27 protein-coding genes and 2 tRNA genes are annotated in these 25,998 nt (G+C 62.2%); 20 read left to right on the top strand and 9 right to left on the bottom strand.

Annotation, left to right across the window (positions count from 1 at the left end; all coding sequences use genetic code 11):
- The first annotated feature begins 1 nt into the window (after position 1).
- From rsxC to IFO71_RS12400, 12 genes are all read left to right on the top strand, one after another.
- Positions 2–1,486, top strand: coding sequence for an electron transport complex subunit RsxC (rsxC, locus tag IFO71_RS12455; RefSeq protein ID WP_192029965.1), 1,485 nt, complete (start codon positions 2–4; stop codon positions 1,484–1,486).
- The gene (locus IFO71_RS12450) at positions 1,483–2,454 is read left to right on the top strand and encodes an RnfABCDGE type electron transport complex subunit D (RefSeq protein ID WP_332309370.1); all 972 of its coding nucleotides are present in this window, start codon (positions 1,483–1,485) and stop codon (positions 2,452–2,454) included. The genes rsxC and IFO71_RS12450 overlap by 4 nt, the downstream gene beginning before the upstream one ends.
- Positions 2,451–3,140 (top strand): RnfABCDGE type electron transport complex subunit G, encoded by a 690-nt coding sequence (locus IFO71_RS12445; protein WP_192029964.1) that lies wholly within the window; start codon positions 2,451–2,453, stop codon positions 3,138–3,140. The genes IFO71_RS12450 and IFO71_RS12445 overlap by 4 nt, the downstream gene beginning before the upstream one ends.
- Positions 3,137–3,808: an electron transport complex subunit RsxE gene (rsxE, locus tag IFO71_RS12440; RefSeq protein WP_192029963.1), complete on the top strand. Its 672-nt coding sequence runs from the start codon at positions 3,137–3,139 to the stop codon at positions 3,806–3,808. The genes IFO71_RS12445 and rsxE overlap by 4 nt, the downstream gene beginning before the upstream one ends.
- Positions 3,808–4,446 carry an endonuclease III gene (nth, locus tag IFO71_RS12435; RefSeq protein WP_192029962.1) on the top strand — a complete coding sequence of 213 codons (639 nt, stop codon included), beginning with the start codon at positions 3,808–3,810 and terminating at the stop codon, positions 4,444–4,446. Before rsxE ends, nth begins: the two co-directional genes overlap by 1 nt.
- A gap of 175 nt (positions 4,447–4,621) precedes the next feature.
- A complete protein-coding gene (locus IFO71_RS12430; RefSeq protein WP_192029961.1) occupies positions 4,622–5,137 on the top strand; it encodes an RNA polymerase sigma factor in 516 nt (171 codons plus the stop codon).
- A gap of 107 nt (positions 5,138–5,244) precedes the next feature.
- On the top strand, positions 5,245–5,619 hold the full coding sequence (locus IFO71_RS12425) for an HvfA family oxazolone/thioamide-modified RiPP metallophore (protein ID WP_192029960.1): 375 nt from the start codon (positions 5,245–5,247) through the stop codon (positions 5,617–5,619).
- Positions 5,620–5,635: 16 nt separating this feature from the next.
- Positions 5,636–6,493 (top strand): HvfB family MNIO-type RiPP peptide maturase, encoded by an 858-nt coding sequence (locus tag IFO71_RS12420; RefSeq protein ID WP_192029995.1) that lies wholly within the window; start codon positions 5,636–5,638, stop codon positions 6,491–6,493.
- Positions 6,480–7,262: an HvfC family RiPP maturation protein gene (locus IFO71_RS12415; RefSeq protein WP_192029959.1), complete on the top strand. Its 783-nt coding sequence runs from the start codon at positions 6,480–6,482 to the stop codon at positions 7,260–7,262. Before IFO71_RS12420 ends, IFO71_RS12415 begins: the two co-directional genes overlap by 14 nt.
- Positions 7,263–7,322: 60 nt before the next feature.
- On the top strand, positions 7,323–7,976 hold the full coding sequence (locus IFO71_RS12410) for an HvfX family Cu-binding RiPP maturation protein (RefSeq protein WP_192029958.1): 654 nt from the start codon (positions 7,323–7,325) through the stop codon (positions 7,974–7,976).
- A gap of 114 nt (positions 7,977–8,090) precedes the next feature.
- Complete coding sequence (rnt, locus tag IFO71_RS12405) at positions 8,091–8,738, top strand: ribonuclease T (RefSeq protein WP_225444602.1); 648 nt, start codon at positions 8,091–8,093, stop codon at positions 8,736–8,738.
- A 3-nt stretch (positions 8,739–8,741) separates the two neighbouring features.
- Complete coding sequence (locus IFO71_RS12400) at positions 8,742–9,023, top strand: FmdB family zinc ribbon protein (protein WP_192029957.1); 282 nt, start codon at positions 8,742–8,744, stop codon at positions 9,021–9,023.
- Positions 9,024–9,202: 179 nt separating this feature from the next.
- Here the strand turns inward: IFO71_RS12400 and IFO71_RS12395 are convergent, their stop codons facing one another.
- Genes IFO71_RS12395 through rnr form a run of 3 tightly spaced genes read right to left on the bottom strand, consistent with a single transcriptional unit; the run spans position 9,203 to position 13,594 of the window.
- The gene (locus IFO71_RS12395) at positions 9,203–10,291 is read right to left on the bottom strand and encodes a DUF2855 family protein (protein WP_192029956.1); all 1,089 of its coding nucleotides are present in this window, start codon (positions 10,289–10,291) and stop codon (positions 9,203–9,205) included.
- A gap of 1 nt (position 10,292) precedes the next feature.
- Entirely contained in the window at positions 10,293–11,030 is a 738-nt protein-coding gene (rlmB, locus tag IFO71_RS12390) for a 23S rRNA (guanosine(2251)-2'-O)-methyltransferase RlmB (protein ID WP_192029955.1), read from the bottom strand.
- 56 nt (positions 11,031–11,086) lie between these two features.
- On the bottom strand, positions 11,087–13,594 hold the full coding sequence (gene rnr, locus IFO71_RS12385; RefSeq protein WP_192029954.1) for a ribonuclease R: 2,508 nt from the start codon (positions 13,592–13,594) through the stop codon (positions 11,087–11,089).
- A 187-nt stretch (positions 13,595–13,781) separates the two neighbouring features.
- Here rnr and IFO71_RS12380 point away from each other — a divergent pair.
- The 3 genes from IFO71_RS12380 (at position 13,782) to IFO71_RS12370 (ending at position 16,337) form a co-directional block, all read left to right on the top strand.
- Positions 13,782–13,866: transfer RNA gene (locus IFO71_RS12380), tRNA-Leu, on the top strand.
- Between the two features lie 368 nt (positions 13,867–14,234).
- A complete protein-coding gene (locus IFO71_RS12375) occupies positions 14,235–14,552 on the top strand; it encodes a hypothetical protein (protein WP_192029953.1) in 318 nt (105 codons plus the stop codon).
- Between the two features lie 330 nt (positions 14,553–14,882).
- Positions 14,883–16,337, top strand: coding sequence for an SEC-C metal-binding domain-containing protein (locus tag IFO71_RS12370; RefSeq protein ID WP_225444601.1), 1,455 nt, complete (start codon positions 14,883–14,885; stop codon positions 16,335–16,337).
- Between the two features lie 384 nt (positions 16,338–16,721).
- On the opposite strand, the gene panC is transcribed toward IFO71_RS12370, so the two are convergent.
- The 4 genes from panC to pcnB all read right to left on the bottom strand — a co-directional run bounded on the left by panC (position 16,722) and on the right by pcnB (position 20,437).
- Positions 16,722–17,618: a pantoate--beta-alanine ligase gene (panC, locus tag IFO71_RS12365; protein ID WP_192029951.1), complete on the bottom strand. Its 897-nt coding sequence runs from the start codon at positions 17,616–17,618 to the stop codon at positions 16,722–16,724.
- 41 nt (positions 17,619–17,659) lie between these two features.
- Complete coding sequence (gene panB, locus IFO71_RS12360) at positions 17,660–18,481, bottom strand: 3-methyl-2-oxobutanoate hydroxymethyltransferase (RefSeq protein WP_192029950.1); 822 nt, start codon at positions 18,479–18,481, stop codon at positions 17,660–17,662.
- A 163-nt stretch (positions 18,482–18,644) separates the two neighbouring features.
- Entirely contained in the window at positions 18,645–19,148 is a 504-nt protein-coding gene (gene folK / locus IFO71_RS12355) for a 2-amino-4-hydroxy-6-hydroxymethyldihydropteridine diphosphokinase (RefSeq protein ID WP_192029949.1), read from the bottom strand.
- Positions 19,145–20,437, bottom strand: coding sequence for a polynucleotide adenylyltransferase PcnB (gene pcnB, locus IFO71_RS12350; RefSeq protein WP_192029948.1), 1,293 nt, complete (start codon positions 20,435–20,437; stop codon positions 19,145–19,147). Before pcnB ends, folK begins: the two co-directional genes overlap by 4 nt.
- A gap of 141 nt (positions 20,438–20,578) precedes the next feature.
- Between pcnB and IFO71_RS12345 the strand changes: the two genes are divergently transcribed.
- Together IFO71_RS12345 and fdxA are read left to right on the top strand one after the other, a co-directional pair.
- A tRNA-Glu gene (locus IFO71_RS12345) sits at positions 20,579–20,654 on the top strand.
- An 84-nt stretch (positions 20,655–20,738) separates the two neighbouring features.
- Positions 20,739–21,062, top strand: coding sequence for a ferredoxin FdxA (gene fdxA, locus IFO71_RS12340; RefSeq protein WP_192029947.1), 324 nt, complete (start codon positions 20,739–20,741; stop codon positions 21,060–21,062).
- A gap of 263 nt (positions 21,063–21,325) precedes the next feature.
- Here fdxA and IFO71_RS12335 read toward each other — a convergent pair whose 3' ends face one another.
- Entirely contained in the window at positions 21,326–21,805 is a 480-nt protein-coding gene (locus IFO71_RS12335) for a hypothetical protein (protein WP_192029946.1), read from the bottom strand.
- A 183-nt stretch (positions 21,806–21,988) separates the two neighbouring features.
- Positions 21,989–22,888 (bottom strand): 4-hydroxy-tetrahydrodipicolinate synthase, encoded by a 900-nt coding sequence (gene dapA, locus IFO71_RS12330; RefSeq protein ID WP_192029945.1) that lies wholly within the window; start codon positions 22,886–22,888, stop codon positions 21,989–21,991.
- Between the two features lie 140 nt (positions 22,889–23,028).
- On the opposite strand from dapA, the gene IFO71_RS12325 reads away from it, so the two are divergent.
- The 3 genes from IFO71_RS12325 (at position 23,029) to IFO71_RS12315 (ending at position 25,557) form a co-directional block, all read left to right on the top strand.
- Positions 23,029–23,598, top strand: a complete 570-nt coding sequence (locus tag IFO71_RS12325) for a glycine cleavage system transcriptional repressor (RefSeq protein WP_425502893.1) — start codon at positions 23,029–23,031, stop codon at positions 23,596–23,598.
- A gap of 7 nt (positions 23,599–23,605) precedes the next feature.
- Positions 23,606–24,073, top strand: coding sequence for a peroxiredoxin (locus IFO71_RS12320; RefSeq protein WP_192029944.1), 468 nt, complete (start codon positions 23,606–23,608; stop codon positions 24,071–24,073).
- 86 nt (positions 24,074–24,159) lie between these two features.
- Complete coding sequence (locus IFO71_RS12315; protein ID WP_192029992.1) at positions 24,160–25,557, top strand: PhoH family protein; 1,398 nt, start codon at positions 24,160–24,162, stop codon at positions 25,555–25,557.
- Positions 25,558–25,998: the final 441 nt, after the last annotated feature.

Raw genomic sequence — 25,998 nt, 5'->3', positions numbered from 1 at the left:
CGTGCCTGGCGAGGGCTTTCCCGGCGGACTGCGGCTGCCCGCGCACAAGGAGGCTGCGGCGCGGCCGATAGCGCTGTGTCCGCTGCCACGGGAACTGGCGATACCCCTGCTGCAGCACGCCGGCAGCGAGGGACGCCCGCGCGTCGAACCGGGCCAGGCCGTGCTTGCCGGTGAAGTCCTGAGCTGCGGCGATGACCCACGTTTCGTGCCGATCCACGCGCCCTGTGCCGGGCGGGTAAGCGCCATCGAACAACGGCCGCTGCCGCATCCGAGCCGGCTGTCTGGCTGGCATGTGGTGATCAAGCCCGACCACCCTGAACATATAGTTTCACCCAGACGCGGGCCGCCATTCGAAGGCGGCATTGAACAGGCCCTGCCCTTGATCCGCGATGCCGGCGTGGCCGGCCTGGGTGGCGCGGGGTTTCCAACCCATGACAAGCTGGCGCACAGTCGCGACTGGCTGATCCTCAATGGGGCCGAGTGCGAACCCTATATCGCCTGCGATGACCGCCTGTTGCGTGAGCGGGCGGTGCAACTGATCGACGACGCCCGATTGGTGCGTCGCCTGCTGCAGGCACAGCGCTGCTGCATCGCCATCGAGCAGCCGATGCAGGAAGCCATCAGCGCCGTACGGCAGGCCTTGGCTGATGCGAGCGACATCGAACTGCGCGTGGTCGACGGCCGCTACCCGCAAGGCGGCGAGCGCCAATTGATTCAAGCCATCACCGGCCGCGAAGTGCCGCGCGGCCGGCTGCCGCGCGATATCGGGGTGATGGTGATGAATGTGGCCACAGTACTGGCTGTGGGAGACGCCCTGTCCGGCGTTCCACTGACTCGCCGCCTGGTCAGCGTCGCCGGCAGCGGCGTGCAGCAACCGGGCGTGTTCGATGTCGCCCTTGGCACGCCGATGGCTGTGTTGATCGAGGCTGCCGGCGGTTACCGCGAGCCGGTGAAACGTCTAGTGATGGGCGGGCCCATGATGGGACTGGCCCTGGAGCACGACCAATACCCGATCAGCAAGTCCTGCAATTCGATCTTGCTGCTGGGCGAGGCGGAGCTGCTCGGGGTGAGCACTGCCCTGCCCTGCATTCGCTGCGGTGACTGCGCCGAGGTCTGCCCGGCGGGCTTGCTGCCACAACAGCTTTTTCATTTCAGCCGCGCCGGCCAGGAGGCACGACTGGAACAGCACGGCCTCGAAGCCTGTATTGAATGCGCCTGCTGCGATTACGTCTGCCCGAGTCAGCTGCCCCTTAGCGCTGAGTTTCGCTATGCCAAGCAAAGCTTGGCCGTGCGCAGAAGCGAACAACGGGCGGCGGAACTGGCCAGGCAACGATTCGAATCGCGGCAACAGCGCCTGCAACGCCAGGCCGAGGAGCGAACACAGAAGCTGGAAGCCAAGCGCCGTCAGGTCGCCCAGGGCAACGAGATGCAGAAGCTACTGGCTCGGGCCAAGGCACAGGCGCACAAGCAGGGCGATGAAACGTGACTCGGCAGTTTGAGACCGGCGAGGCCCCACATATCCGCAGCGTCGCCAAGGTGCGCTCGGTGATGGGCTGGGTCTTGCTGGCATTGCTGCCCGCCCTGCTCGTTCATGGCCTCGCGTTTGGCTGGGTCGTGCTGCGAGATCTGGCCCTGGTGATCGGCATCGGATTGAGCCTGGAAGCATTGATGTTGAGGCTGCGTCAGCAACCGCTGCGCCCCTACCTCAGCGATCTCAGCGCGCCGGTGACAGCGATCCTGCTGATGCTGTGCCTGCCTCCGGGCAGTCACTGGAGCCACCTGCTGCTCGGACTGTTTGCGGCCCTGGTATTGGCCAAGCATGCCTACGGCGGCCTGGGCCACAACCTGTTCAATCCGGCCATGGTCGGCTATGCCGTTCTGTTGCTGTGTTTTCCGCGCGAGTTGGGCCAGTGGCCGAGCCTGCTCTGGCAAGGCCAGGGTGTCGACACACTGGCAGGTGCCACGCCGCTGGATAGCTTGCGTACTGCGCTAACTCAAGGATTCACCGTCGAGGAGGCATTGAACACGCCGGGCTTTCCATTCGGCGCCGCTGCGGTGACGCCCTGGATGGCTGCTGCGTATTTGTTCGGCGGCTTGATCCTACTGTGGCGCGGTCTGCTGCGCTGGCAGACACCGGCCGGTGTACTGCTCGGCATCGTGGCGGTGAGTGCCGTGCCGTGGCTGCTGGACTCCGGTCAATACGCCTCACCGCTGTTCCACTTGCTAAGCGGCGCCAGCCTGGTCACCGCCTTCTTCATCGCCAGCGACCCGGTGTCAGGCTGCACCACGCCGCGTGGCCGGTGGATCTTTGCGTTCGGCGTGGGCGCACTGATCATCGTGATCCGCCTGTGGGGACACTACCCTGATGGCGCCGCCTTTGCGGTGCTGCTGATGAACGCCTGCGCTCCCTGGATCGATCTGCATACGCGGCCGCGCATCGTGGGCGAAACATGACGCTGCCGGAAACCGAACACCGCCCAGGCCGCACGATGGGACCGGCCGCGCGACTGGCCCTGGGCGCCCTGCTCGCGGTCACCCTTCTGCAGGGGCTGTTCGAGGTGACCCGCGAGCCGATCGCCGAGGCCAAGCAGCGCCTGCTCGACCAAACACTGATCGACTTGCTCCCCGCTGACACAGGCAATGGACGCACCGATCATTTCACCCTGCTGGCCCCGGACTGGCTGGGCAGCCCGCTGCCAATGAAGGTGTATCGACGCGGCGCCACCGAACACATGCCGATGGTGATCGAAGCGGTGGCCCCGCGTGGCTATGCTGGCGATATACGGCTGTTGGTGGGGCTCGATGCCCCCGGTCAGGTGCGCGCTGCGCGGGTGATCGAACACCGCGAAACGCCGGGCCTGGGCGATGCGATCGAAGCTGAGAAGAGCGACTGGATCGACCAGTTCGAGCGTCGCCAGCGATCGCCCGGCGAAGTCAGCGCCTGGCGGGTCGACAAGGACGGCGGTGACTTCGATACCCTTGCCGGCGCTACCATCACCTCGCGCACCCTGGTCGAAACTGTGCAACAGGTGGCGGATCTGCATGTTAAACACCACAGCACCTTGGCGACGGCCGCCCCCGGCAGTGAGGTGAGGCTGGACCGCCACGCCTCACTGACGGCCAGACGAGATTCTGAATGAACATGCGCCCGCGCGAGATCATCGGCTATGGATTGTGGAGCGGCAATGCCGGCCTGGTACAGCTGCTCGGCCTCTGTCCGTTGCTGGCGGTCAGCAATAACGCCGTCAATGCGCTCGGACTGGGCCTCGCTACCTTGATCGCCCTGCTGGCAGTGGAATTCTGTGTGTCGGCAGTGCGACGACTGAGTCGGCGCGAGATCCGCATTCCGCTGTTTGTCACCATCATTGCCACCGTGGTCACCTCGATCGAACTGGCCATGCACGCCTGGCTGCCGGGTCTGCACGCCGTACTCGGCTTGTTCGTACCGCTGATCGTCACCAATTGCGCCCTGATGGGGCGCGCTGAAGCCTTTGCCGCGCGCCAGCCCCCTGGCGCAGCCCTGCTCGACGCACTCGGCATGGGAGTGGGCTTTCTGCTTCTGTTGCTGGTGTTAGGTGCCGGCCGCGAACTGATCGGCCAAGGCAGTCTGTTCGCCGGTGCCGGGCGCCTGCTGGGTCTGCCCTGGCTGGAATGGCATCCGGCCCAGGGCGGACTGCTGATTGCCATGCTGCCGCCGGGCGCTTTTCTGATGCTGGCGGCGCTGATCGCGGCCAAACAGCGGATCGAGCGCAGTCGCGCCGAGCGCACCAGCGTTGTCGAATCTGCTTCCACTTGTGAGCCTGGCTGATGAACCTGCAAAAACGCCGCGAGCTATTCGACCGACTGCGCGAGATCAACCCGAACCCGACCACCGAGTTGGAGTACAGCAGCCCGTTCGAGTTGCTGATCGCCGTCATGCTGTCGGCCCAGGCCACCGATGTCGGGGTCAACAAGGCCACTAAACATCTGTTTCCGCTGGCGCCAACGCCGCAAGCCATGCTGGACCTGGGCGAGACGCGAGTGCGCGAACTGATCAGCAGCATCGGCCTGTTCAACACCAAGGCCAAGAACGTGATGGCCACCTGCGAGATACTGCTGCGCGATCATCAGGGCGAGGTACCGCGTGACCGCGAGGCCCTGGAGGCCTTGCCAGGCGTCGGCCGCAAAACCGCCAATGTCGTGCTGAACACGGCGTTTGGCGAACCGACCATGGCGGTCGACACACACATCTTTCGGGTTGCCAATCGCACCGGCCTGGCGCCAGGCAGGACGCCACTGGCCGTCGAGAAATCCCTGCTCAAGCGGGTGCCCGCCGAGTTCCTCAAGGATGCCCATCACTGGCTGATCCTGCACGGGCGCTACGTCTGCAAGGCGCGCACGCCGAACTGTCCGCACTGCGTGATTCGCGACCTTTGTCGCTACAAGACCAAGACATCGGCGCCCTGATGCCGGCTGCAACCTAAACGCAACCTGAACAGGCCAAACTGCTCGCGCACCGTTTGCGGCCCAAACCCGCTCTTTGTCTACGAGCGATCTCGCTCTGGCGTGGCCAAGCTGTGACAGGTGTGGCAAAAGTCGGAGGTCGCGCTATCCTTCAACCACGGACAGCGGAGAGCTAGGTTTGACCAGCCTCACTGGGTACGAATTGGAAGCCGCCCGCGCGGGTGATTCGCGCGCACTGGCACGAGTGCTGAGCGTAGAACGCAGTCGTGTGCTGCGTTACGCGGAGCGGCATTGCTCTGTGCATGACGTCGAAGACGCCGTGCAGGAGACGCTATTGATCGTCAGTCGGCGCATTCGCCAGCTGCGCATCCTGGAGGCGTTCAACGGCTGGCTGTTCCGCATCGTCAAGCGGGAGTGCGACCGCATGAAGCGATTCTGGCGCAGCCATGTGCACGACTACGCCCCGGAGCGGGCGCTGGAACAACCGGTAGTGATTCCGGTCGATGCCCTGCGATGCGACCTTGAACAGGCACTTGAGTCCTTGCCTGCACACTATCGCCAAGTGATCGTCCTGCGCGATGTCGAAGAGCTCACCATCGCCGAAATCTGCGAAACACTTGACCTCAGCCGCGAAGCAGCGAAAGCTCGGCTGCATCGGGCACGCGTGCTGATGCGCGAGTATTTGAATCCATGAGTCGGAACTGTTCGTATAGGATCAGGCCCGCTCGACACGTATTCCCGCTGCGATCGGCGGGCACACTGCGGGCCACACCCGCGATCAATCACTAGGGAGTTTTACAAATGAGCAATAAGCGCATTCAAACCCTGTCGCTGGCCGTCGGCGCGGCTTTCATCGGTTCCTTGGCCATGGCCACCGCCAACGCCTCCAGCTTCAACGTCACCGATCTCGACCAGGGCTATCAGCTGGTCGGCGACGAAAAGGGCGGTGAAGGCAAGTGCGGTGAAGGCAAGTGCGGCGAAGGCAAGAAAGCCGAAGGCAAGTGCGGTGAAGGCAAATGCGGCGAAGGCAAGAAAGCCGAAGGCAAGTGCGGTGAAGGCAAATGCGGCGAAGGCAAGAAGGCCGAAGGCAAATGCGGTGAAGGCAAGTGCGGCGAAGGCAAGAAAGACGACAAGAAAGCCGAAGGCAAGTGCGGCGAAGGCAAGTGCGGCGACTGATCCGAGCGTTGCGCCGATGAGCATCAAGTCACTCGATAACGCGAGTGCTGGTCTCGGTCTGCGGCGGGCCCTACTGGGCCCGCTGCTGAACCGCGGCGAGCAGGACATTGATTTTATCGAGGTCGCGCCGGAGAACTGGATCGGCGTCGGCGGCGACCTGGGAAAGCGTTTCGCGGCCGCCTGTGAACGCTATCCCTTGGTCTGCCACGGACTGTCACTGTCGATCGGGGGCCCCGATGCGCTCGACGAAACCTTTCTGCACAAGCTGCGGCGCTTTCTCGATCGGTTCAAGGTGCCGATCTATAGCGAGCATCTCAGCTACTGCACCGATGGCGGTCATTTGTATGATCTGATGCCGATTCCGTTTACCGAAGAGGCCGTCGACCATGTGGTCGAGCGGATCAAGCGCACCCAGGACATCCTCGGCCGGCGCCTGACGCTGGAGAACGTCTCCTACTACGCCGCTCCGCATCAGGAGATGGCAGAAATCGACTTTATCAATGCGGTGCTACAGCGCTCGGATTGCGAACTGCTGCTCGACGTCAACAATATCTACGTCAACAGCATCAATCATCGCTACGACGCCATGGATTTTCTGCACGCCCTGCCGCGCGAACGCGTGCGCTACATTCATGTCGCGGGACACTACCAGGAAGCCGACGACCTGATCGTCGACACCCACGGCGCGAAGGTGATCGATCCCGTCTGGACGCTTCTCGATGAAGCCTATCGTTATGTGGGCCTGCGCCCCACCCTGCTTGAACGCGACTTCAACCTGCCGCCACTGGCGGATCTGATGCTTGAGCTCGAGCAGATCCGCGCGATTCAAGCCAAACACGATGTCAACCCGGCAGAACGCCATGCGGCCGCTTGAAGCGCCGGCTCGGCTGCGCGATCAGCAGGTCGCCTTTGCCGCCCATCTTCGCTCGCCAGACGACAATCCAGCCCCTGACGGCATCGAAGATCGACGCATGGCGATCTACCGCGATCTTTTCTACAACAGCCTGGAAGGCATCCTGGCGTCCAATTTTCCGGTGCTGCGCGGCCTGCGCGGTGACGCGCCCTGGCACGCTCTGGTGCGCGATTTCTACCGCGAGCACTACTGCCATACGCCATTGTTTCCTGAGCTTGGGCGCGAGTTTCTGCGCTATCTCGAAACCCGCGGACAACGCGACGGCGACCCGCCCTTCCTGCTTGAGCTTGCACACTACGAATGGGTGGAATTGGCGCTATCGCTGGAGGACCCTGACGACCCGCCGATCGTCCCGGGGCTGAGCCTCTTGGAAGGCACGCCGGTGCTGTCCTCGCTGGCCTGGCCCTTGGCCTATCGTTTTCCGGTGCACCAGATTCGACCTGATCATCAGCCGGGCGAAGCGCCCGGCGAAGCCACCTTTCTGCTGGTGGTGCGCGACCGCCAAGACGAAGTGCGCTTCAAGCAGATCGACGTGCTGGCGTTTCAGCTGCTGCAGACTGTTGCCAGCAATGAGACTGGGCTGAGTGGCGGTCAGCTGTTGAACACGATGGCGACCAACGCCGCGGCCGCCGATCCAGAGGCCTTTGTTCAAGCAGGCCACCAGCTGCTGCAACAGTTGCAGCAACGCGATGTGATCCTCGGCGCCCTAACAGCGAACCCAAACGCCTAGTCAGCGCCTCTTTCAGACCGAGGCGAGAATGCCTCGACATTCTTCCTGAGGAAGCATCCTATGCAACGCGCAATCGAGTTCTGGCATTCCACTGTCGAACGCCTGGAAGGCCTGGGCCAATGGCTGGCACCCTTCGCCCTACGAGTCATCCTGTTCTGGGAGTTCTGGGAGGCCGGACGGGAAAAGTTTTCCGGCACCAACTGGTTCATGAACATTCAGGACAAGTTTCCGTTCCCCTTCAACCTGGCACCGAGTGACCTGTCCTGGGCTATGGCCACCTGGTTCGAATTGATCGGAGCAGTCGCCCTTCTGCTGGGTCTGGCCACGCGATTCTTCGCCTTCAGTTTGAGCGTGCTGACCATCGTGGCCATCGCCTCGGTGCATTGGCCCAGCGATATCATGGGCGTGGCTGATCTTCTGATGGGCTATGCCATCACCGATCGCGGCCACGGCAACTACAAGCTCCCGCTGATCTTCCTGGTGATGCTGCTGCCCCTGGTCTTGCGCGGCGCCGGTCGCCTCAGTCTGGACGCCCTGATCGCCCATCTGATGAAGTGCGAAATCATTCCCAAGCCGAATGCCGATGGCTACGCCTGGGGCTTTCTGGCCATCGCCCTGGGCTTGCCGCTGGCCATGCTGCTGCCGGTTGCGGGGCTGGGCATGGCAGGAGCCGGCCTATTGCTGGTGGTGGTGACGCGCCAGCTTCGACCATAAGCCTCTGAAAACCAACAACAGTCAGGCGGCGAAAAAGCGCCATGGATGGCGACGTGCCCGGGACATCGCCAGGGATCCGACAGTCAACCCTGCCGGCACTGGTATCCTTGGCGCATGAGTATCGATTTTTCCCAGGGCCGGATGGCCGATCGCTTTCGCGGCTTTCTACCCGTGGTTGTCGATGTCGAAACAGGTGGTTTCGATTGCGCACGGCACGCCCTGTTGGAGATTGCCGTCTGCCCAATTGAAATCGATGACCAGGGCGTGGTGCGACCGGGCGAGATCACCTCCAGCCACGTGGCGCCCTTTGAAGGTGCTCAGATCGACCCCAAGGCGCTGGAAATTACCGGCATTGATGTCGACCATCCTTTTCGGGGAGCCCTACCCGAAAAGGAAGCGCTGAGTCACGTGTTCGCGCCGGTGCGACAGGCTGTGCGCAGACATAACTGCCAACGCGCCGTGCTAGTCGGACACAACGCATTCTTCGACCTCGGCTTCCTGAACGCCGCAGTCGCCCGCAGCCAGCACAAGCGCAATCCCTTCCACCCGTTCAGCACCTTCGATACCGTCAGTCTGGCCGGCCTGGCCTTTGGCCAGACCGTGCTGGCGCGTGCCGTACAGGCCGCAGGCCTTGAATGGACCCCCAGCGAAGCCCATTCTGCTGTATACGACACCGAACGCACTGCCGCCTTGTTCTGCACCATCGTCAATCAATGGCGCAGCATGAGCCTCGCGTGCAAATCCGACGAGCAAGCCGCCTGAACCATGCCGATCTATCGCTACCAAGCCAACCACGCCGGATGCCCGCACTGCCAGCCCGGCTTCGATGAAATGCAAAGGCTCAGTGACCCCGAACTAAGTGCCTGCCCGCAATGCGGCGCAGCGATTCGCCGAGTGATCTGCGCGCCGGCCCTGGCCATCGGCGGAAGTCACTTGTTAAGCGAGAAGAAAATCGGCGAAAAGGGCTTTACCCAGTACAAGAAGATTGGCAAGGGCGTGTACGAGAAAACCGCCGGCAAGGGGCCGGACATCATCAGCTCTGATTGACCGCCAAGAAACCGCATGCGGACCGAGAGGAGAATTAGCTGGCTGCTTAGACTCATTTCAGCAGCCTGGTTTTGCGCGCCACGGACGCTGGATGAAGGTTCTGAGCAGCCTGCTACACTTCGCCGCTTGGCTTGAATGATCTCGCGCTTGGGACTCAAACTTCGAGTTCAACTTCCACCCTACGGCCTCACCACCCAGGCCTCCTGATCATCAACCTGGCCAGCGATCAGCCGCTGCCACAGCTGGCTGAGCGGGTCGAATCCGTGCGCTTCTCGCACCTGACACAGACGATCGGCCTGCGAAAGGAAGCGCGACCACAGCATCATCATGCGCTGGCGATAAGCCGCGGCACCGTGCTTTGCAAAGAACAATTCGACTTCGCGCGGCGCAAAGAATGTCTCTGGCGCAGGACCTCGCGCTGGCTTCCCTGACTCGCTTTGCCAATCGGCCTTGCCAATCCGCAGCGACAACAGCAATGAGACGGCAAGCTGATCATGCAATTGCTCAAGCCACTGACCGGCGCCAGCGAAGTCGAGCAGCGCATCACTGGCCGCTTGGCCGGCACCGACATGATCGATGTCCTGATAGCAGAACACCTGATCAAACAGACCCGATTGCGACAATCGGGCGACTCGCGACGGCGAGGTAATGCCGATCAAAGGGACGGCATCAGCGAACAACTGGCGCACGCAGAAGGCACTAAGCATGGCCGTCTTGCTCGATGCGCTGGTCATGACCACCCTCCCACCCTTGGCAGGCAAGGCATTGCGCAGTCGTTCGGCCAGCATCGCCGCCGTCACCAGCAGCGGCTTGAACACACAGTTCAGTGATTCGTCCTTGCCAGCATCGGCAGGCAGGCGCTCATAGCGGTTGTAAACCGCAGCAAGCTCACGGCGGTGCAGCTGAGCGTCGACGAACCCTCCCCCGGTGATCTCCCCCGGCTGCAATCGGCAATGGGTAGCCATCGGAAAGAATCCGTAGAAGCGACTGTCGACCGCCACAAGATCTGCGGTGGAAGCTACCACCTTGGCTGCGCCCCACACAGGCACGATAGCCTCACCTGGCGCAGCCGGAAAGAAATCCCAATAACGATAACTTTCGCCGAGCAGGGCGTAGGTGACATTGTTGGCAGTGAGGGCAAATTGCTCCAATTGCAACTCGATCAAGCCCGGTCGCATCGGGGTATCGAGCGTCTCCACGCGCCGCAACGCATGCCAATTGCCGCGTGCAACCGTGGCTTGCCAACGCTGACTTTGCTCTTCGTTCATTTCAAAGCCCTCGCTGACGCAGCGCTTCAAACAGGGCCACCCCGGTGGCCACCGAAACATTCAGGCTCTCCACCGAGCCGCGCATGGGAATCCTGGCCAGGAAATCACAGTGCTCACGCGACAGACGCCGTAGACCGTCGCCTTCACCGCCCATGGCAATCGCAATCGGGCCTTTCAGATCCATTTCGTAGAACGACTTGTCGGACTCACCAGCGAGGCCAACGATCCACACACCCGCCTCCTGCAGCGACTTCATGGTCCGTGCCAGATTCGTCACCCGAATCAAGGGCACGCGGTCAGCCGCGCCGGCCGCCGCCTTGCGCACCACCGGGGTGATACCCACCGCCCGGTCGCGCGGAACGATCACCGCATCTACCCCCGCCGCCTCGGCCGAGCGCAGGCAGGCCCCCAGGTTGTGCGGATCCTGCACGCCATCGAGCACCAGCAGCAGCGGCGTCTGCAGACGGCCAAGCAATTCGTCGAGATCGCCTTCACCGAGGTTCTGCTGCATGCCAAGCTGTGCGACCACGCCTTGATGACGCGTGCCTCCGGCAACCCGAGCCAGCGCATCGGGCGGCGCTTGCCGCACCGCAACGCCGGCCGCCTTGGCCATCTCGACAATGTCGTTCAGGCGTGGGTTCTTGGCGCGCTGCTCAATCAGCACCTCGGCGATCTGCTTGGGATCGTGCTCCAGCGCCGAACTCACCGCATTGATGCCGGCAATCCATTGTTCGCTCATAGTCAACTCTACCCGCGGCTCCGACACCGCCACCGAATTGTGACATCGTTGGCCGATCAGCGGCGACGCCCAGGGCGACCTGCCGTCGGCCGAGAACCGCGTCCAGCGGACTGCAGGGGCGCATTCTCGTGAGCCACTAGGCGAAAGTCGATCTTGCGATCCTCCAGACTGGCGCGCAGCACCAGCACCCGCACTTGATCACCCAGCCGCAGGCTCAACCCATGGTGCTCACCACGCATCAGCTTGCGCTGCGGATCAAAGTGGTAGTAGTCGTTGGGCAGCTGCGTGACATGTACCAGACCATTGATCTTCGACTCTTTCAGCTCGACAAAAATGCCGAAACTCTGCACACCGCTGATCACGCCATCGAACTCAGCCCCAACATGCTGTTCCATCCAGGCACAGCGGTAGCGCTCATCGACCTCACGCTCGGCCTCGTCCGCGCGTCGACCGCACTCCGAGCAATGCAGGGCCAGTGCCGCCATCTCGTGTGCGGCATAGCTGAAACTGTCTGCCTTGCCACCCTGCAGCGCATGTTTGATCGCTCGGTGCACCAGCAAATCGGGGTAGCGACGGATCGGCGAAGTGAAATGCGCGTAGGCATCCAGCGCCAGACCGAAATGTCCAATGTTCTCCGGTTGATACACCGCCAGCGCCTGTGATCGCAGCAGCACCTGTTCGAGCAGCATGGCGTCGGGCCGCTTGCGCACACGCTTCAGCAGGCTGGTGAAGTCCTTCGGCGTGACCCGCTCCCAGGCCGGCAATCGCAAGCCGAATTCGCTCAGGAACGCCTGCAGCTCCTCGAACTTCGACTCTGGCGGCCGGTCGTGCACGCGAAATGGCGTGGGCAGCTTCTTCTTCAGCAAGTAGCGCGCCGCTTCGACGTTTGCCGCGATCATGCATTCCTCGATCAGCTTGTGCGCGTCGTTGCGCTTCAGTGCTTCGGCCTGCACGACCTCGCCGTTTGGACCAAGCCGGAAGTCGATCTCCTCACTCTCAAACTCGATGGCACCACGCGCAGTGCGCTGCCTGGCCAGCAGCTGGAACAGCTGGTAGAGGCGCTCGATATGCGGCAATAGATCACCCAGCGCATCGCGCGCCTCCGCCTGCTTCTCGCCGATCGCAGCCCAAACGCCGGTATAGGTCAGTCGGGCATGCGAACGCATTACGGCTTCATAGAACTTCGACCGCACCACTACGCCTTCGTGATCGATCTGCATATCGCAAACGAAACACAGCCGATCAACCCGCGGGTTAAGGGAACAGATGCCATTGGACAGCATCTCCGGCAGCATGGGCACTACAAAGCCGGGAAAATACACCGACGTGGCCCGCGCCTGCGCCTCATCGTCCAGCGCGGTCTCGAGCTGAACGTAGTGCGAAACATCAGCGATTGCCACCAGAAGGCGGAATCCATTGCGATTCGCCTCGCAGTACACCGCGTCGTCAAAATCCTTGGCCGTCTCGCCGTCGATGGTGACCAGGGGAATGTCGCGCAGATCAACCCGATCCTCGAGTTCACTGGGCGGAACTTCCAGGGGCACCCGCGCGGCTTCGTCCAACACCGCCTGCGGCCAGTCATGCGGCAATCCATGACCGTTGATAGCCATCTCGACTACCAATGAAGGTGTTAAGGCATCGCCCAGCACAGCCACAACCTTGCCAAACGGCGGCCGCCCGCGTTCCGGCGCCGCAGTGATCTCACAGACCACGATCTGGCCATTGCGAGCTTCGTTGCGCGCCTCATGTGGGATGACGATGTCCTGATGCTGGCGCCGGTCGTCCGGCACTACCAGGCCAATGCCATCACGCTCACTGTAGCGACCAACCAAACGACTGGTTCGGCGCTCCAGCACTTCCACGATCTTCGCTTCGCGTCGACCGCGACTGTCCACGCCGGCCAGCGCGGCCAATACCCGATCACCATGCATGACCTGGCGCATCTGCCCCGGCGGCAGGAACAGATCGTCGCCACCAGCGTCGGCGCGCAGAAAACCAAAGCCATCGGCATTGGCAATCACCACACCCGGAATCAGCGCCAGTCGCTCAGCCGGTGCATAGGCGCCGCGCCGATTCATCAGTAGCTGGCCATCGCGCACCATGGCCGCCAGTCGTCGACCCAGCGCTTCAAATCGATCAGCGGCACGCAGGTTCAAGGCCGTGGCAATGCGCTCGGCCACCAACGGCTCACCGTACTCACTGAGAAACTGCAGGATCGCCTCACGGCTGGCAATCGGATTGTCGTAGCGTGCCGCCTCGCGATCGGCTTGCGGATCCTTCCAGCCACGCCCTCCGCGCGAACGATCCGGCCCCGCACCCGGCCGACCCGAACTGACCCGACCCGAACTCGCCGTGCCGGTCTTGCCGCGCTTGCGAGCACTCGACTCATCGTCCTGCCGCCCCCGCCCAGCCAAGCCCGACTCTGCCGAGCGCTTGGCGCCGCCCTTGACCCCCGTCTTGCCGCCCGTGCGCTTCGGCGACCCCGCCCCCTCTTCCTCGAAACGCTGCTTCAACACATCCGGCAACCAAGGCGGCGCCGAGGACGATTTTCTTTTCTTGGCCATGCTTTGTTTTCCTTGTTTTTGATGGACCTTGTTCTGAATGGTGACCGCTCCGCCCCACCATCGCAATCCGCGCTTAACGATTCAAGCGACAACCAGCACAATGATCATCGACAGGATTGACAACCGCCCCGCCACTCCGTATTGTTCGCGGCTCGCTGGCGCGCAAGCGCAGGCGACCCGAACACCTGCCCAGGTGGCGGAATTGGTAGACGCACTAGTTTCAGGTACTAGCGGGTAAAACCGTGGAGGTTCGAGTCCTCTCCTGGGCACCAAGGTCGAAGACGAATCGGCCAGCGCCGCGGCAGCAGTAAGCCGCAGGCCAGACCGCCAACCCGGCGCTCTGAAGTCCGACCAGTCTGCAAGAACCCGCGCATTGCCGCGGGTTTTTTGTTTCTGGGCGCCCTACCCCATCCCATTGCATCCCGACCTGGATGGGTGATATTCGGGGGTACATCCCCCGACCTGGCGCGCAAAGCCCGTCAGTACGTGCAGGGCATCGTCAAGCAGACAATCCGCGAAGGACTGTCATATATGCGCTGCAAGTTGGTTCCGAGGCCCATGGAAGGGCTTATGGCCTCGACATTAGGCAGGGATATGTCGATTGGCAAGACACTTATCGACATATTTTCGGGATATGTCGATGACTGCATACAGCCCTACACCAAGCGCGGCCGAGTCAGTCAACTTCGCCCCGTTGACGCGAGCACGGACTCGGTCGCGGCCCATTCCATCGACGGCGCCGCGCCTGAGCACGGCGTCGCCGAATGGCTTGGGGCGTTGGTTGTTGGTCGGCGCCGCAGTCTTGGTGATGGCCGCGGTGCTGGCCGCCGTCATCGTGATGGGAACGCCGGCCGCACAGCGCGAGATGCGCTTGGATGAGCGGCGGGCGGCCGATCTCCAACGCATCGTTAAGGAGATCAGCGATCTTCTACCAGCTCCATCGCAAGCTGCCGGCTGATCTGGATGTACTGAGCGAACCGGCAGGCTCACGCCTGCGCGTGTTCGATCCGGTCACTTCGCAGCCCTATCGTTACGAAACTATCGATGACCTGCGCTATCGAATCTGTGCGGTGTTCCAGCACCGACACCGCGGCCGATTCGCCGCCTTAGAATTCATGCCAGGCGCGCAACTGGCCGCACGGCGTAGGCGAGACCTGTCTTGAGCGCAATGCCAAGTCTGAGAGCCGCCCCTGAGATCAGCCAGCGTTTGATGTGGAAGCCAACTGTCACGCACAGACCTTGCTCCAGGCACATTAAGATGACCGCCTGTTTCAAGCAGGACCTGAACATGAAGATCGGCCGAAACGACCCCTGCCCTTGCGGCAGCGGACGCAAGTACAAGCAGTGCTGCCTGCAGCAGCAAACCGCGCTGGCGCCGGCAGAGGAGACCTGGCGCCGGCTGCGGCGCTTGCTGGGTGAGTTCAAACCGAAGTTGAGCCGATTCACCCAGTCGGCCTATGGCGATGGGTCGCTGATAGATGCTTGGGAGCAGTTTGCGCTCTACGATGAGGACGAGCTACTACCAGATCTCGATCATCACGACATGGCCTGTTTCATGTCCTGGTTCTACTACCACTTTGAGCCCGAGGCCGAGGAAACCTCCGTTCAGGATGAGAGTCTGCACGAGGTGCCTCCTGCGCGGGCTTTTCTGCAGCGCCGCGCTCGTGACCTCGACCCCATGCTGGCCGAGTACGTCGAGGCCGCCCTTAACTCGCCATTTAGCTTCTACGCGGTAACGCACTGCACGCCTGGGCAGCGCTTGCAGTTGATCGATGTGCTCACCCATGAAGCGTTCGAAGTACGAGAAGAGACTGCCTCAAGGGCGCTTACCCCCGGCGATGTCATCTTCGCCTCCGTGGTGAGTGTGGCGGGCGTCTGTTTGCTGGAAGGCAGCGGCGGCCTGGTGATGCAGCCGAAGGACACCATTCCGCTGATTGACTTGCGCGAATGCATGCTGGCTGCGAAGCAGCACGATGGAGATCAGTCGCCACTGAATCGGCAGGATCTGCTCGAGTGGGACTACGAACTGCGCGAAGCCTACCTGGACTGGAGCGCACAACGCCTGGATCCATCACTGCCGGAGCTAAAGAACACGGATGGCGACCCACTATCGGTGCAAGTTCTGGTGTATCAAGTACCCTCCGCCCAGGCTGCGTTCGATGCGCTCAAGCACCTCGACCCGGATTGTGCAGACGGCGATGAGCCGAGAGAGGCAAAGTACGATGATGAGGGAAGCCTGATCAGCGGCATGCTATCGATCAGTCGACCGCCATTGCAGCGACCGGAAAGCGACAAAACGATTATCACCGCCACGGTCTGGCTGGCGTGCCAGGAGCTGAGAGCCGAGGTCAACTCCGATCGCCGCGCCGGCGAAATCCAGGCCGAGATCGGGCGCGCTTTGGGCGGCACGGCCGTCTACCTCGACACCGAGCTGGCCAACGACATGGATCAAGACCTGGATGATGGTCTGGATGACTCGCCGATCGATTCGCTGAACGATCTCGACCCCGAAGCTCAGGAAGCCCTGACCCAGCTGTTGTGTCGTCACTACGCACGCTGGCCGGGCGATGCGCTACCTGCCCTCAACGGGCAGAGCCCACGCGAGGCTGTGCGCACGGCAGCAGGACGGGCCAAGGTCGAGGCGCTGTTGCAGCAGTTTGAGCACCATAGGGCTCATTCAGCGTTCACCGGCCCGAGCAGCGAGATGCTGGACGGGATTCGGCGGGATTTGGGACTGCTGTGATCGCAGAGCACGACGAACCTACCTGCAGTTCTGCGAATTCGGCTGAACCCAGGCTCGCACCGAGATGACAGCGGTACTCGGTCGGGCCCGCGGAAAGTGGCGCGGCTCGAGACTTGCCGGCTTGAATCGCGCTTTGCAAGCTGGACTGGCTACAGAGGCGACTGTGGCGCGCAGGCAACGAAACGGGTGACGATCGGGCAAAAAAAACCCCGATCAGTGATCGGGGATGAATCGGAGTGACGATTACCAAAGATTGCGCCCTGCTGCCCCAGGGGTCGCGCTGCGCGCGATGGCATCCGTGAGGCAGGGTTAGATTAGCTCAAGCCTTGGCAAAAAAGCAACAGGGCTGTTGCAACAAAACCACATTGACTATAAAGCATTGATTCAGCGGGGTTCCAAAGCTTCCAAGGCCCGTGCATCGGCGGGCAGGTCAGCCATGGCGACGTTGTCGATCAGACGGGTCTTACCGAGGCGAGCGGCCAGCAGACAGATCCAGTGTCGCCCCTCGGCAGGCCCAGCGGGTATGCTCTCCAGATCATGCGCATCGCGTAGGACCACGTAATCGACCTCAAACCCCTGCCCCTGCAGATAGCGCGTTGCGCGGGCTTCAATCTCGGCTGGCGCCTGCCCTGCCTGCAAGGACTTCAGCGCGGCGCACAGGGTGCGGTACAGAACCGGGGCTCGCCCGCGTTGCTCCGCGTCCAGATACTGATTGCGTGAGCTCATCGCCAGGCCGTCGGCTTCACGGCCGGTAGGCGCACCTACAATTTCAACCGGAATCGATAGATCGGCCACCATGCGCTCGATCAGGGCCAGTTGCTGATAATCCTTACGCCCGAACACCGCCAGATCGGCCTGGACCATATTGAACAGGCGGCATACCACGGTGGCGACGCCGGCAAAGTGGCCGGGCCGGTGCGCACCACACAGCACGTTTGACAGCCCCGGCACTTCGATCCGCAACGCACGCTCGACGCCGAGCGGATACATCACCTCGACCGGGGGCAAGAACAACAGGTCGCAACCGGCATTGCGGAGCAGTTCGGCATCCTGTTCGGGCGTGCGCGGGTAGCGCTGGAAATCCTCGCTGGGCCCAAACTGGGTTGGATTGACAAAGATGCTGCATACCACGCGATCGGCGCGCGCGCGGGCCTGTTCGATCAGACTGAGGTGGCCCTGGTGCAGGTTGCCCATGGTCGGCACGAAGCCAATCCGCGCGCCCGCGGCACGCCAGTCCTGCACCTGTGCGCGCAGCGCTTCAAGTTGCTCGACGATTTCCATTTCTCGCGTTTCCTTCCTGGTTCTACCGCGTTCGTCCAGCCTCAATAGCTGTGTTCGGCCGCGGGGAATGCGCCATCACGCACCGCTTCGACAAAGGCGCGCACCGCGCCCTGCACCGAGCCGCCTTCGGCGAGAAAATCCTTCACGAACCGCGGTCGATTGCCAGGCGTCACGCCCAGCAGGTCGTGCAACACCAGCACCTGGCCATCGCATTCACTGCCCGCGCCGATACCGATGGTCGGGATATCGAGTTCGCTGGTGATGCGCTTGGCCAGTCCGGCGGGCACGCATTCCAGAACCAGCAGTTCCGCCCCGGCCTGCTGCACCCGCTTGGCGTCCTCAACCAGACGTTCCGCCGCGGACTGCTCCTTGCCCTGCACTTTGAAGCCACCCAGTCGATTGACCGACTGCGGCGTCAGCCCAAGGTGCCCGCACACCGGAATTTCACGCTGCGCAAGATAGGTAATCGCATCCAACACCGGGCCGGCACCTTCAAGTTTGACCATCTCGGCGCCGCCTTCGGCGACCAGGCGGTGCGCCGCATCCAGTGCGCGCTGTTCGTTTGCGTAACTCTGGAATGGCATATCGACCAGCAACAGCGGGCGGGTGGTACCGCGCCTGACGGCGGCTGCATGGTAAACCATGTCGGACACGCTGACAGCCAGAGTGTCGGCCCGCCCTTGCACGACCATACCCAGCGAGTCGCCGACCAGAATGATGTCGACACCAGCACGATCGAGGCTGTCGGCGAACGCGGCGTCGTAGCAGGTCAGCATGCTGATCTTGTCGCCCTGTCGTTTGAATTGCCGTAGCGAGGGCACGGTGATCTTGCGCAGCGACGGCGCCGGAGTGGAATGATTCATGGCGAGCGATTCGGCGTGATCATCTCATTGCACTGATGATGGGGTGGACGGAACGCAACCGAACATCTGTACAAGAGGCCGGGCACGATGGTTGCAGCACGGTCGCGGAGCCAAGGCGGCTCTTGCCGCGATCGCCGCAGTTGCTAGCTTATATCCTGCTCGCTTATAGCTGACTCAGGCTAGAGCAATCCACCTGATTGGCCAGCTGCCGCAATGACCCCAAGCCGGGCAGATCGAGATCCTCCGTCAGGTCGCACCAGGGCCGCAATACGAAGGCACGCTCGCCGATCCGCGGGTGCGGCAACTCCAGCGCAGGTGAATCGGCAGGATCAGTACGAAGACACACGCCTTCGACATGCAGGAGATCAAGATCGATGCGCCTTGGCCCCCATCGCTCGGCGCCGCGTTCACGGCCCATTTGCCGCTCGACCGACAGCAGCTGCAACAGCAGCTGCACCGGAGGCAACGACGTTCGAAGCACCGCGACCGCATTGATGAAATCGGGCTGATCGAGCTTGCCCCAGGGCGCTGAGCGGTACAGCGGCGACAATTGGAACTGCTCTACCTCGGGCAGCGCCGCCAGACGTACGGCCGCTTCTCGGACACGCTCGATGGGCTGATCAAGATTACTGCCCAGACCGATGTAACACAGCGGCGCAGGATTCATTCGCCGCCGTCTGCGGCGCCACTGCGCCGCCGACGGCGCCGACGCGGCTTGCTCGGGCGCTCGCTGGGAGCGGCCGGATGTCGGGCCAGCACTGCTTCCGGCTCGCCCTGCTGAATCTCCCGCCAGAAGGTCAATTCTTCAGTCAGCTCCGGCACCACGGTGGCGCGCAGCTCAAGAAAGTCGAAGGCGGCACGAAAGCGCGGGTGAGAGAGAATGCGCAGCACCTTCTTGCGAAGCCGTGTGTTCAAGCGGCTCTGCATCATCCAGATTTCTTCCACGGCCTGGGTGAAGCGACGCGGTATCGCCACACGCTTGCATTGCCGCAAGATGGCCCGGTCTGCCGAACGTTGCTCCGCGACCGCCATCGGATGACCGGCACTTAGCATGGCGTTTACACCATCGGCATAGACTGGCCAGAGCAGCACGGCGTACAGATAGGCCGGGGTCACCGGCAACTCTTCGGCGACACGACGATCGGTATTGACCAGGGCAGCATCGATCATCCGCCGGCAGCGACCACTGACATCGACGTCCAGCGCCTTGCCGAGGTCGGGGAACAGTGAGGACACCAATCCCAAGCGATGCAGCTCGGCAAAGCAGGCGGCGCCATGTCCGGCCATGAACATCTTCAAGGTCTCATCGAACAGCCGCGCATTGGAGGCCGTCTCGATCAGGTGGCCAAGTTTGGCGATCGGCGCCTCGGTATCCGGGTGCAGATGGAAACCGAGTTTTGAGTTCAGCCGCACCGCCCGCAGCATGCGCACGGGATCTTCGCGGTAGCGGGTTTCGGCATCGCCGATCAGGCGCAGCTGACGCTTCTCGATGTCTTCGAAGCCGCCGACGTAGTCACGCACCGAGAAGTCTTCGATGTTGTAGTACAGGGCATTGGCACCGAAGTCGCGCCGCACCGCATCGTCTTCGATGCTGCCCCAGACGTTGTCGCGCAGGATCCTTCCGCCTTCGACACTGCGATCTTCGTGATCCTCGGCATCGGCTGCGCGGAACGTGGCCACTTCGATGATTTCTGGCCCATACACCACGTGGGCCAGTCGGAAGCGCCTGCCGATCAAGCGGCAATTGCGGAACAACTGCCGCACCTGATCGGGCGTGGCGTCGGTGGCGACGTCGAAGTCTTTGGGCTGGATGCCGACCAACAGATCGCGCACAGCACCACCGACCAAGAAGCCCTGGAAGCCGGCGTCGCGTAGCCGATAGAGCACGCGAAGGGCGTTGGGACTGATCTGTTTGCGCGAGATCGGGTGATCTTCGCGCGGAATGATCCGCAACATGAGCTGGTGGCACCTGAAGAAGTGGGCGCGCAAGCGGCAAGCAGCCTGGCCGGATTTGCAGCGCAGCAAAGTGAAAGTGAGCGTTGCGCGTCAGTATCGAGCCCGCTATCCTAGCGGTTCTGCTTTGCGCAGATCAACGTCGCTCCCTTCGTCTAGCGGCCTAGGACACCGCCCTCTCACGGCGGGAACAGGGGTTCGAACCCCCTAGGGAGCGCCATTAGTTGCTGAGGTTTTCGCTGGCCAAGGGCCGAAAGCGGGCCCTCGGCCCCGAGTCTGTCGAGTCTTTACGGGGAACGCGCCGATGCCCTTCGTCGTCACCGAGAACTGCATCAAGTGCAAATACACCGACTGCGTGGAAGTCTGTCCGGTCGATTGCTTTCACGAAGGCCCGAACTTCCTGGTGATCGACCCGGATGAGTGTATCGATTGCACGCTGTGCGAGCCGGAATGCCCAGCCAACGCGATCTTCCCGGAAGACGATGTGCCCGCCGGGCAGGAAAACTTTGTCGCCCTGAATGCCGAGCTGTCCAAGCAATGGCCAGTGATCACCACCCGTGGCGAAGCGCCTGCCGACGCCGCCGAGTGGGACGGCAAACCCAACAAACTGCCCTTGCTGCAGCGCTGATCGCGCAGAACAGCGAAACCAACCTCGCAAGCGCCGACGCGCAGGCACGACCTGCGCGCGCCGATCGGCGCCCTTGAACCCGGCCCCGAGGCCACAGCGGAACAGCAAGCTCCGACTTGTGGCCCAGCAGGCTGCTGAGTCGCCGCGCCACCTTTGCAGGAAATCAAACACTTGCGTGTTTGCTTTCCGAGCGCGCCATCCTTGGCGCACGATATCAGGCGGCTGAAATGAGTCTCAGCAGCCTGCCAAGCGCCGAGCGATGATCAGCCCAGACGCGAACGCAGCTTGGTCAGCAGGTCACCAGCCGCGGCCGAGCCGACCACCGTGCCGTCGCCCTGCACCGCCTGCACCTGCACCCGATTACCGGTGGCCGTGACCCGCACCAGGAATTCCTCGCCCTGGTAGCGAACGTTGTAGGCGCTCAGCGCATCGGCCTTTTGCAGAACCTCCACACCCTCGATGCGGGCCAGCGACACGCCGATGCGTCGATACGCGTTGTCCACCGTGTCATCGATGGCGAAGGCCGCATTGCTACCTGCTGCCGGCGCTGCCGCCACCGGCTCTGGGACCTGCATCACCGCCGACTGCGAGGGCGCATCGAGTTCAGGCGGCACCTCCAGCGGACGCGACTCCGGGCTGCGCTCGTAGCCGGTATCGGCGCGCAGCCAGCTGCACCCCGTCACCAAGGCCAGGGCAGACAGCAAGGCACCCGCACGCAACGCTACTCGACTCACATTCTTCATTCTTGAACTCCTGCTCCGTGTTCTTGACCCAATACTTCACCAAGGAATCTCTGAACAAGTTCAGAGATTCCCGCGGTGCGAGGATGCACCGCCGCGATCAACAACGTAAGTTGTTGATCAGCGCAAGCCGAGTTCGGACCTATGCCGAACTCGGCGCATCTGAAAAATCCAGAATGGACTTGTTCAGACCTTCCCTAAACTACTGAGGGCCGGCTCAACGCTGGCAACCCAGGCCCTCATTTCTTCCAGTCGTGCCCGCGGGCCGCTGGAAAGCGGCAGCAAGGGCAGGCGCAGGCCATCGTTGATCAGTCCGACAGCCGCCAACAGCGCCTTGATCGGGATGGGGTTGGATTCCACCGCAAGGAAGTCGAACAGCGCCTGAAGCCCGGCATCGGGGCCAAGCGATTCGCGGTTGCGGCCCACCTCCCAGAGCTTGCGCATGCTCGCAGGAGCAGCATTGGATGCCACCGAAATCACCCCGTGTGCACCCTGACCGAAGGCCTCAAATGCCGTTGGATCATCTCCACTGAGCACCACGAAGTCATCGCTGGCGACCCGCAGCAGCTGTTCAATACGAAGCGGATCGGCTTTCGCCTCCTTGATGCCGACGATACCCGATAAGCCGGCCAATTCGGCAACCACCTCGGGGGTCATATCGCAGCCGGTGCGCCCCGGCACGTTGTACAGCACCACGGGCAGCCCACCCTCTTCGACCACCGCCCGGTAATGCGCCAGCAGACCGGGCCCGGTGGGACGCACATACGGCGGCGTGACCACCAGGGCGAATTCGGCTCCGGCTTCCTTGGCGCGACGGGTCTGCTCAATGGTGGCTCGCGTGGCCGACTGGCCAGTTCCTGCCAACACCGGGATACGACCGCCCACCTGCTCCACTGCAAAGCGAATCAAGGCTTGATACTCGGCGAGAGTCAGCGCCGCAGCCTCGCCCGTGGAACCGGCGACCACCACGCCCTGAGTGCCGCCGGCCAACTGATAGGCGATCAACCGGGCAAACGCCGGGAAGTCGATGCTCCCGTCAACCGAAAACGGAGTTACGAGCGCGGTGATACTGCCTTGAAGCTGCACGCGGCGAGCCCTTGCGAAGTCAGCCGGCGATGTTACTTGCGGCTCGCCAACAGCGGCAAGTATCCTGCCCGGCAGGTGCGCCATGATCTCATATCCTGAGTTGTGCGAGCGCTGCCCTGAAACCACACGCTGCAACCGGGATTCATCACTTGGCCGCTTCTTCCGCCCGCCCGAACACCAACGAAAACTACCTGCTGATCAATGCCTTCACCACCCATCCGGAGTCGCCCCTGCTATCGGTGTCGCGGCGGATTACGGAAGCGGGCTGCAATCTGGTGGATGCACGGCTGTCGACAGTAGGTCGCGATGTCTCGGTAATCGCGCTGGCGCTCGGCTCCTGGGATGCCATTGCCAAACTGGAGTCTTCACTAAGCCGGCTCGATCGCGAAGAAGGCATGCGGCTGTTCTATTACCGCACCGGACCGAAGCCCTTACAAAGCAATCTCTTGCCCTACATTGTTGAAGTCGTGGCGGCGGACAAGCCTGGCATCCTGTTTCAGCTGGCCGACTTCTTCGATCGCCAGGGCATCACCATCGAGAACTTGCACAGCACCCGCTACCGAGCGATGCAGACAGGTGCCGACATGTTCTCAGCACAGATAACCGTCGGCATTCCTTCCAACACCCATATCGCCGCCCTGCGCGATGATTTTCTTGAGTTTTGCGATCACCTGAACTTAGATGCCATCATGGACCCGATGAAGTTCTGAGGCGCTCATGCTCCAAACCGGCGACAAAGTTCCAAAACTGAAAGTCACCCTGCAGGACGGCCGCGGCGTACCGCTCAGTCAATTCAAGGACCAGTGGTGGGTACTGTTCTTTTATCCGAAGGACAGCACGCCGGGCTGCACCACCGAAAACCGGGAATTCTCCGCCCTGCTCGACAAGTTCAAGGCTTTGGGAGCAACGGTACTTGGCGCATCGCGCGACTCGCAGAAGTCGCACAGCAATTTCTGCAGCAAGCAAGAGCTGGCCCACGACCTGATCTCTGACCCCGACTCCGAACTGTGCGATGCCTTCGGGGTGATTCAGGAAAAATCCCTCTACGGGCGCAAGTACCTGGGCATCGAGCGCAGCACGTTCCTGATCGCACCCGGCGGCAAGATTCACACCGTCTGGCGCAAAGTCAAAGTTAAGCAGCACGCCGAAGCCGTGCTGGCCGCGCTCGAAGCCGCCCAGAAGTGAGCCCCCAAACCGCTTCCCCCAAGCCCCGCCGAGCCCGTCGCCCGGCGGCATCCCGCCCTGCGCGAAATGGAGATCAACCACGCATGATGAGCCGGAGCAAGCGTATCTATGTGCTCGACACCAACGTGTTGATGCATGACCCCACCGCTCTGTTTCGCTTTGAGGAGCACGACGTCTTTCTGCCCATGATGGTGTTGGAAGAACTTGACGCTGCCAAGAAAGGCCATTCTGAAACTAGCCGCAATGCCCGCCAGGTCAGCCGCTTTATCGACGAGCTGATCGAGAACAATGGCGACGGAAAAATCGAAGATGGGTTGAGCCTCACTCGCCCGCAGAGCCTGCAGCTCAGCGCCCGCGAGTCCAAGGGTCGACTGCTGTTCCAGACCCAGCCTGTCGCCTCTGGACAACGCTTTGGCACGGTGATGCCGGACAACCAGATCCTGGGCGCAATCCTGGCGCTGCGCGAAGCTGTCGATGGCGTTGAAGTGGTGCTGGTGTCGAAAGACATCAATCTGCGTATCAAGGCATCGATCTGCAATGTGCCCGCGGAGGATTATGAAAATGATCGGGCGCTGGACGACTTCAGCCTGCTATACACCGGCAGCAAACAACTAAGCAGCGAGTTCTGGGACCTGCACGAAGCGGATCTGCGCTCCTGGACCGAACGCGGGCACACCTTCTACGAACTGAAACGTCGCAAGGATGAGGATTGGTACCCCAATCAGTTTCTCTACTTCGAAGGCGACGATGAGATTGAACTGCGTGTCTTGAAGATCGAGGGCGATCGGGTGGTTCTGCAGATCATCGACGACTTCCGCCACAATCAACACGCGGTTTGGGGTGTTACGGCACGCAATCGCGAGCAGAACTTCGCCATCAATGCCCTGCTCGACCCAGAGATCGATTTCGTCACCCTGCTTGGCACTGCCGGCACTGGCAAGACCTTGCTGGCCCTGGCCGCTGGTTTGGCGCAGACCATGGATCAGCAACGCTATCGCGAGATCATCATGACTCGCGCGACGGTGTCGGTCGGTGAAGACATCGGCTTCCTGCCGGGCACCGAAGAGGAAAAGATGACGCCGTGGATGGGCGCGCTGACCGACAACCTGGAGGTGCTCACCCACACCCAGGAAGGCGGCAGCTGGGGCCGTCAGGCCACCAATGACCTGCTCGCCTCGCGGATCAAGATCCGGGCGATGAACTTCATGCGTGGTCGAACCTTCCTCAATCGCTGGGTGATCATCGACGAAGCGCAGAACCTGACTCCCAAGCAGCTGAAGACACTGCTGACCCGCGCCGGCCCAGGCACAAAGATGATCTGCCTCGGCAATGTCGAGCAGATCGACACCCCCTATCTCACTGAGACCACCTCGGGGCTGACCTATGCGGTCGACCGCTTCAAGCACTGGAATCACTCCGCGCATATCACCCTGCGGCGTGGCGAACGCTCGCGATTGGCGGACTTTGCCTCGGAAGCCTTGTAGTTCCCTGCTCAGTATCGCCCTGGCGTGGCTGCCGGCCTCGGCTTCGCACTCCCAAACGCTTGAGCAGACCTGCCGAGTATCTCCACAGCTGCGACCCGAAGCAGCTGTGGAGATCGCTCGGGCCAAGCTGACCGATCTTTCCGTGCCTCTGACCGGCCGCAGGCTGCTCGCTGTACGCTTCGTGTGCATCGATGAGCGACCCGTCTGGCGCGTTAGCTACAGTTGCAGCTCACCCCAATCCTGCTGCGATTGTGCGGCGGAAGTCCAAGTGGGCGATCGCGACCGCGTCGCGATCTATATCCGGCAGGGCTAACCCGAATATTTCATGAGGTCGCGCCGAAAGATCCGGCGATTCCAAGCGGGGCGAGAGTTTCGACCGATGGTGTTGAGATAACAGAGTGTTCGCGATCTTTCGGCGCTGGCACGGCCCTCATTCGGCCG

Origin of the sequence: Pseudomarimonas arenosa (assembly GCF_014841215.1) — a bacterium.
Classification (GTDB): domain Bacteria; phylum Pseudomonadota; class Gammaproteobacteria; order Xanthomonadales; family Xanthomonadaceae; genus Pseudomarimonas; species Pseudomarimonas arenosa.
The sequence above is the reverse complement of the archived record's forward strand: the minus strand, read 5'-3'. Positions and strand labels throughout refer to the sequence as shown.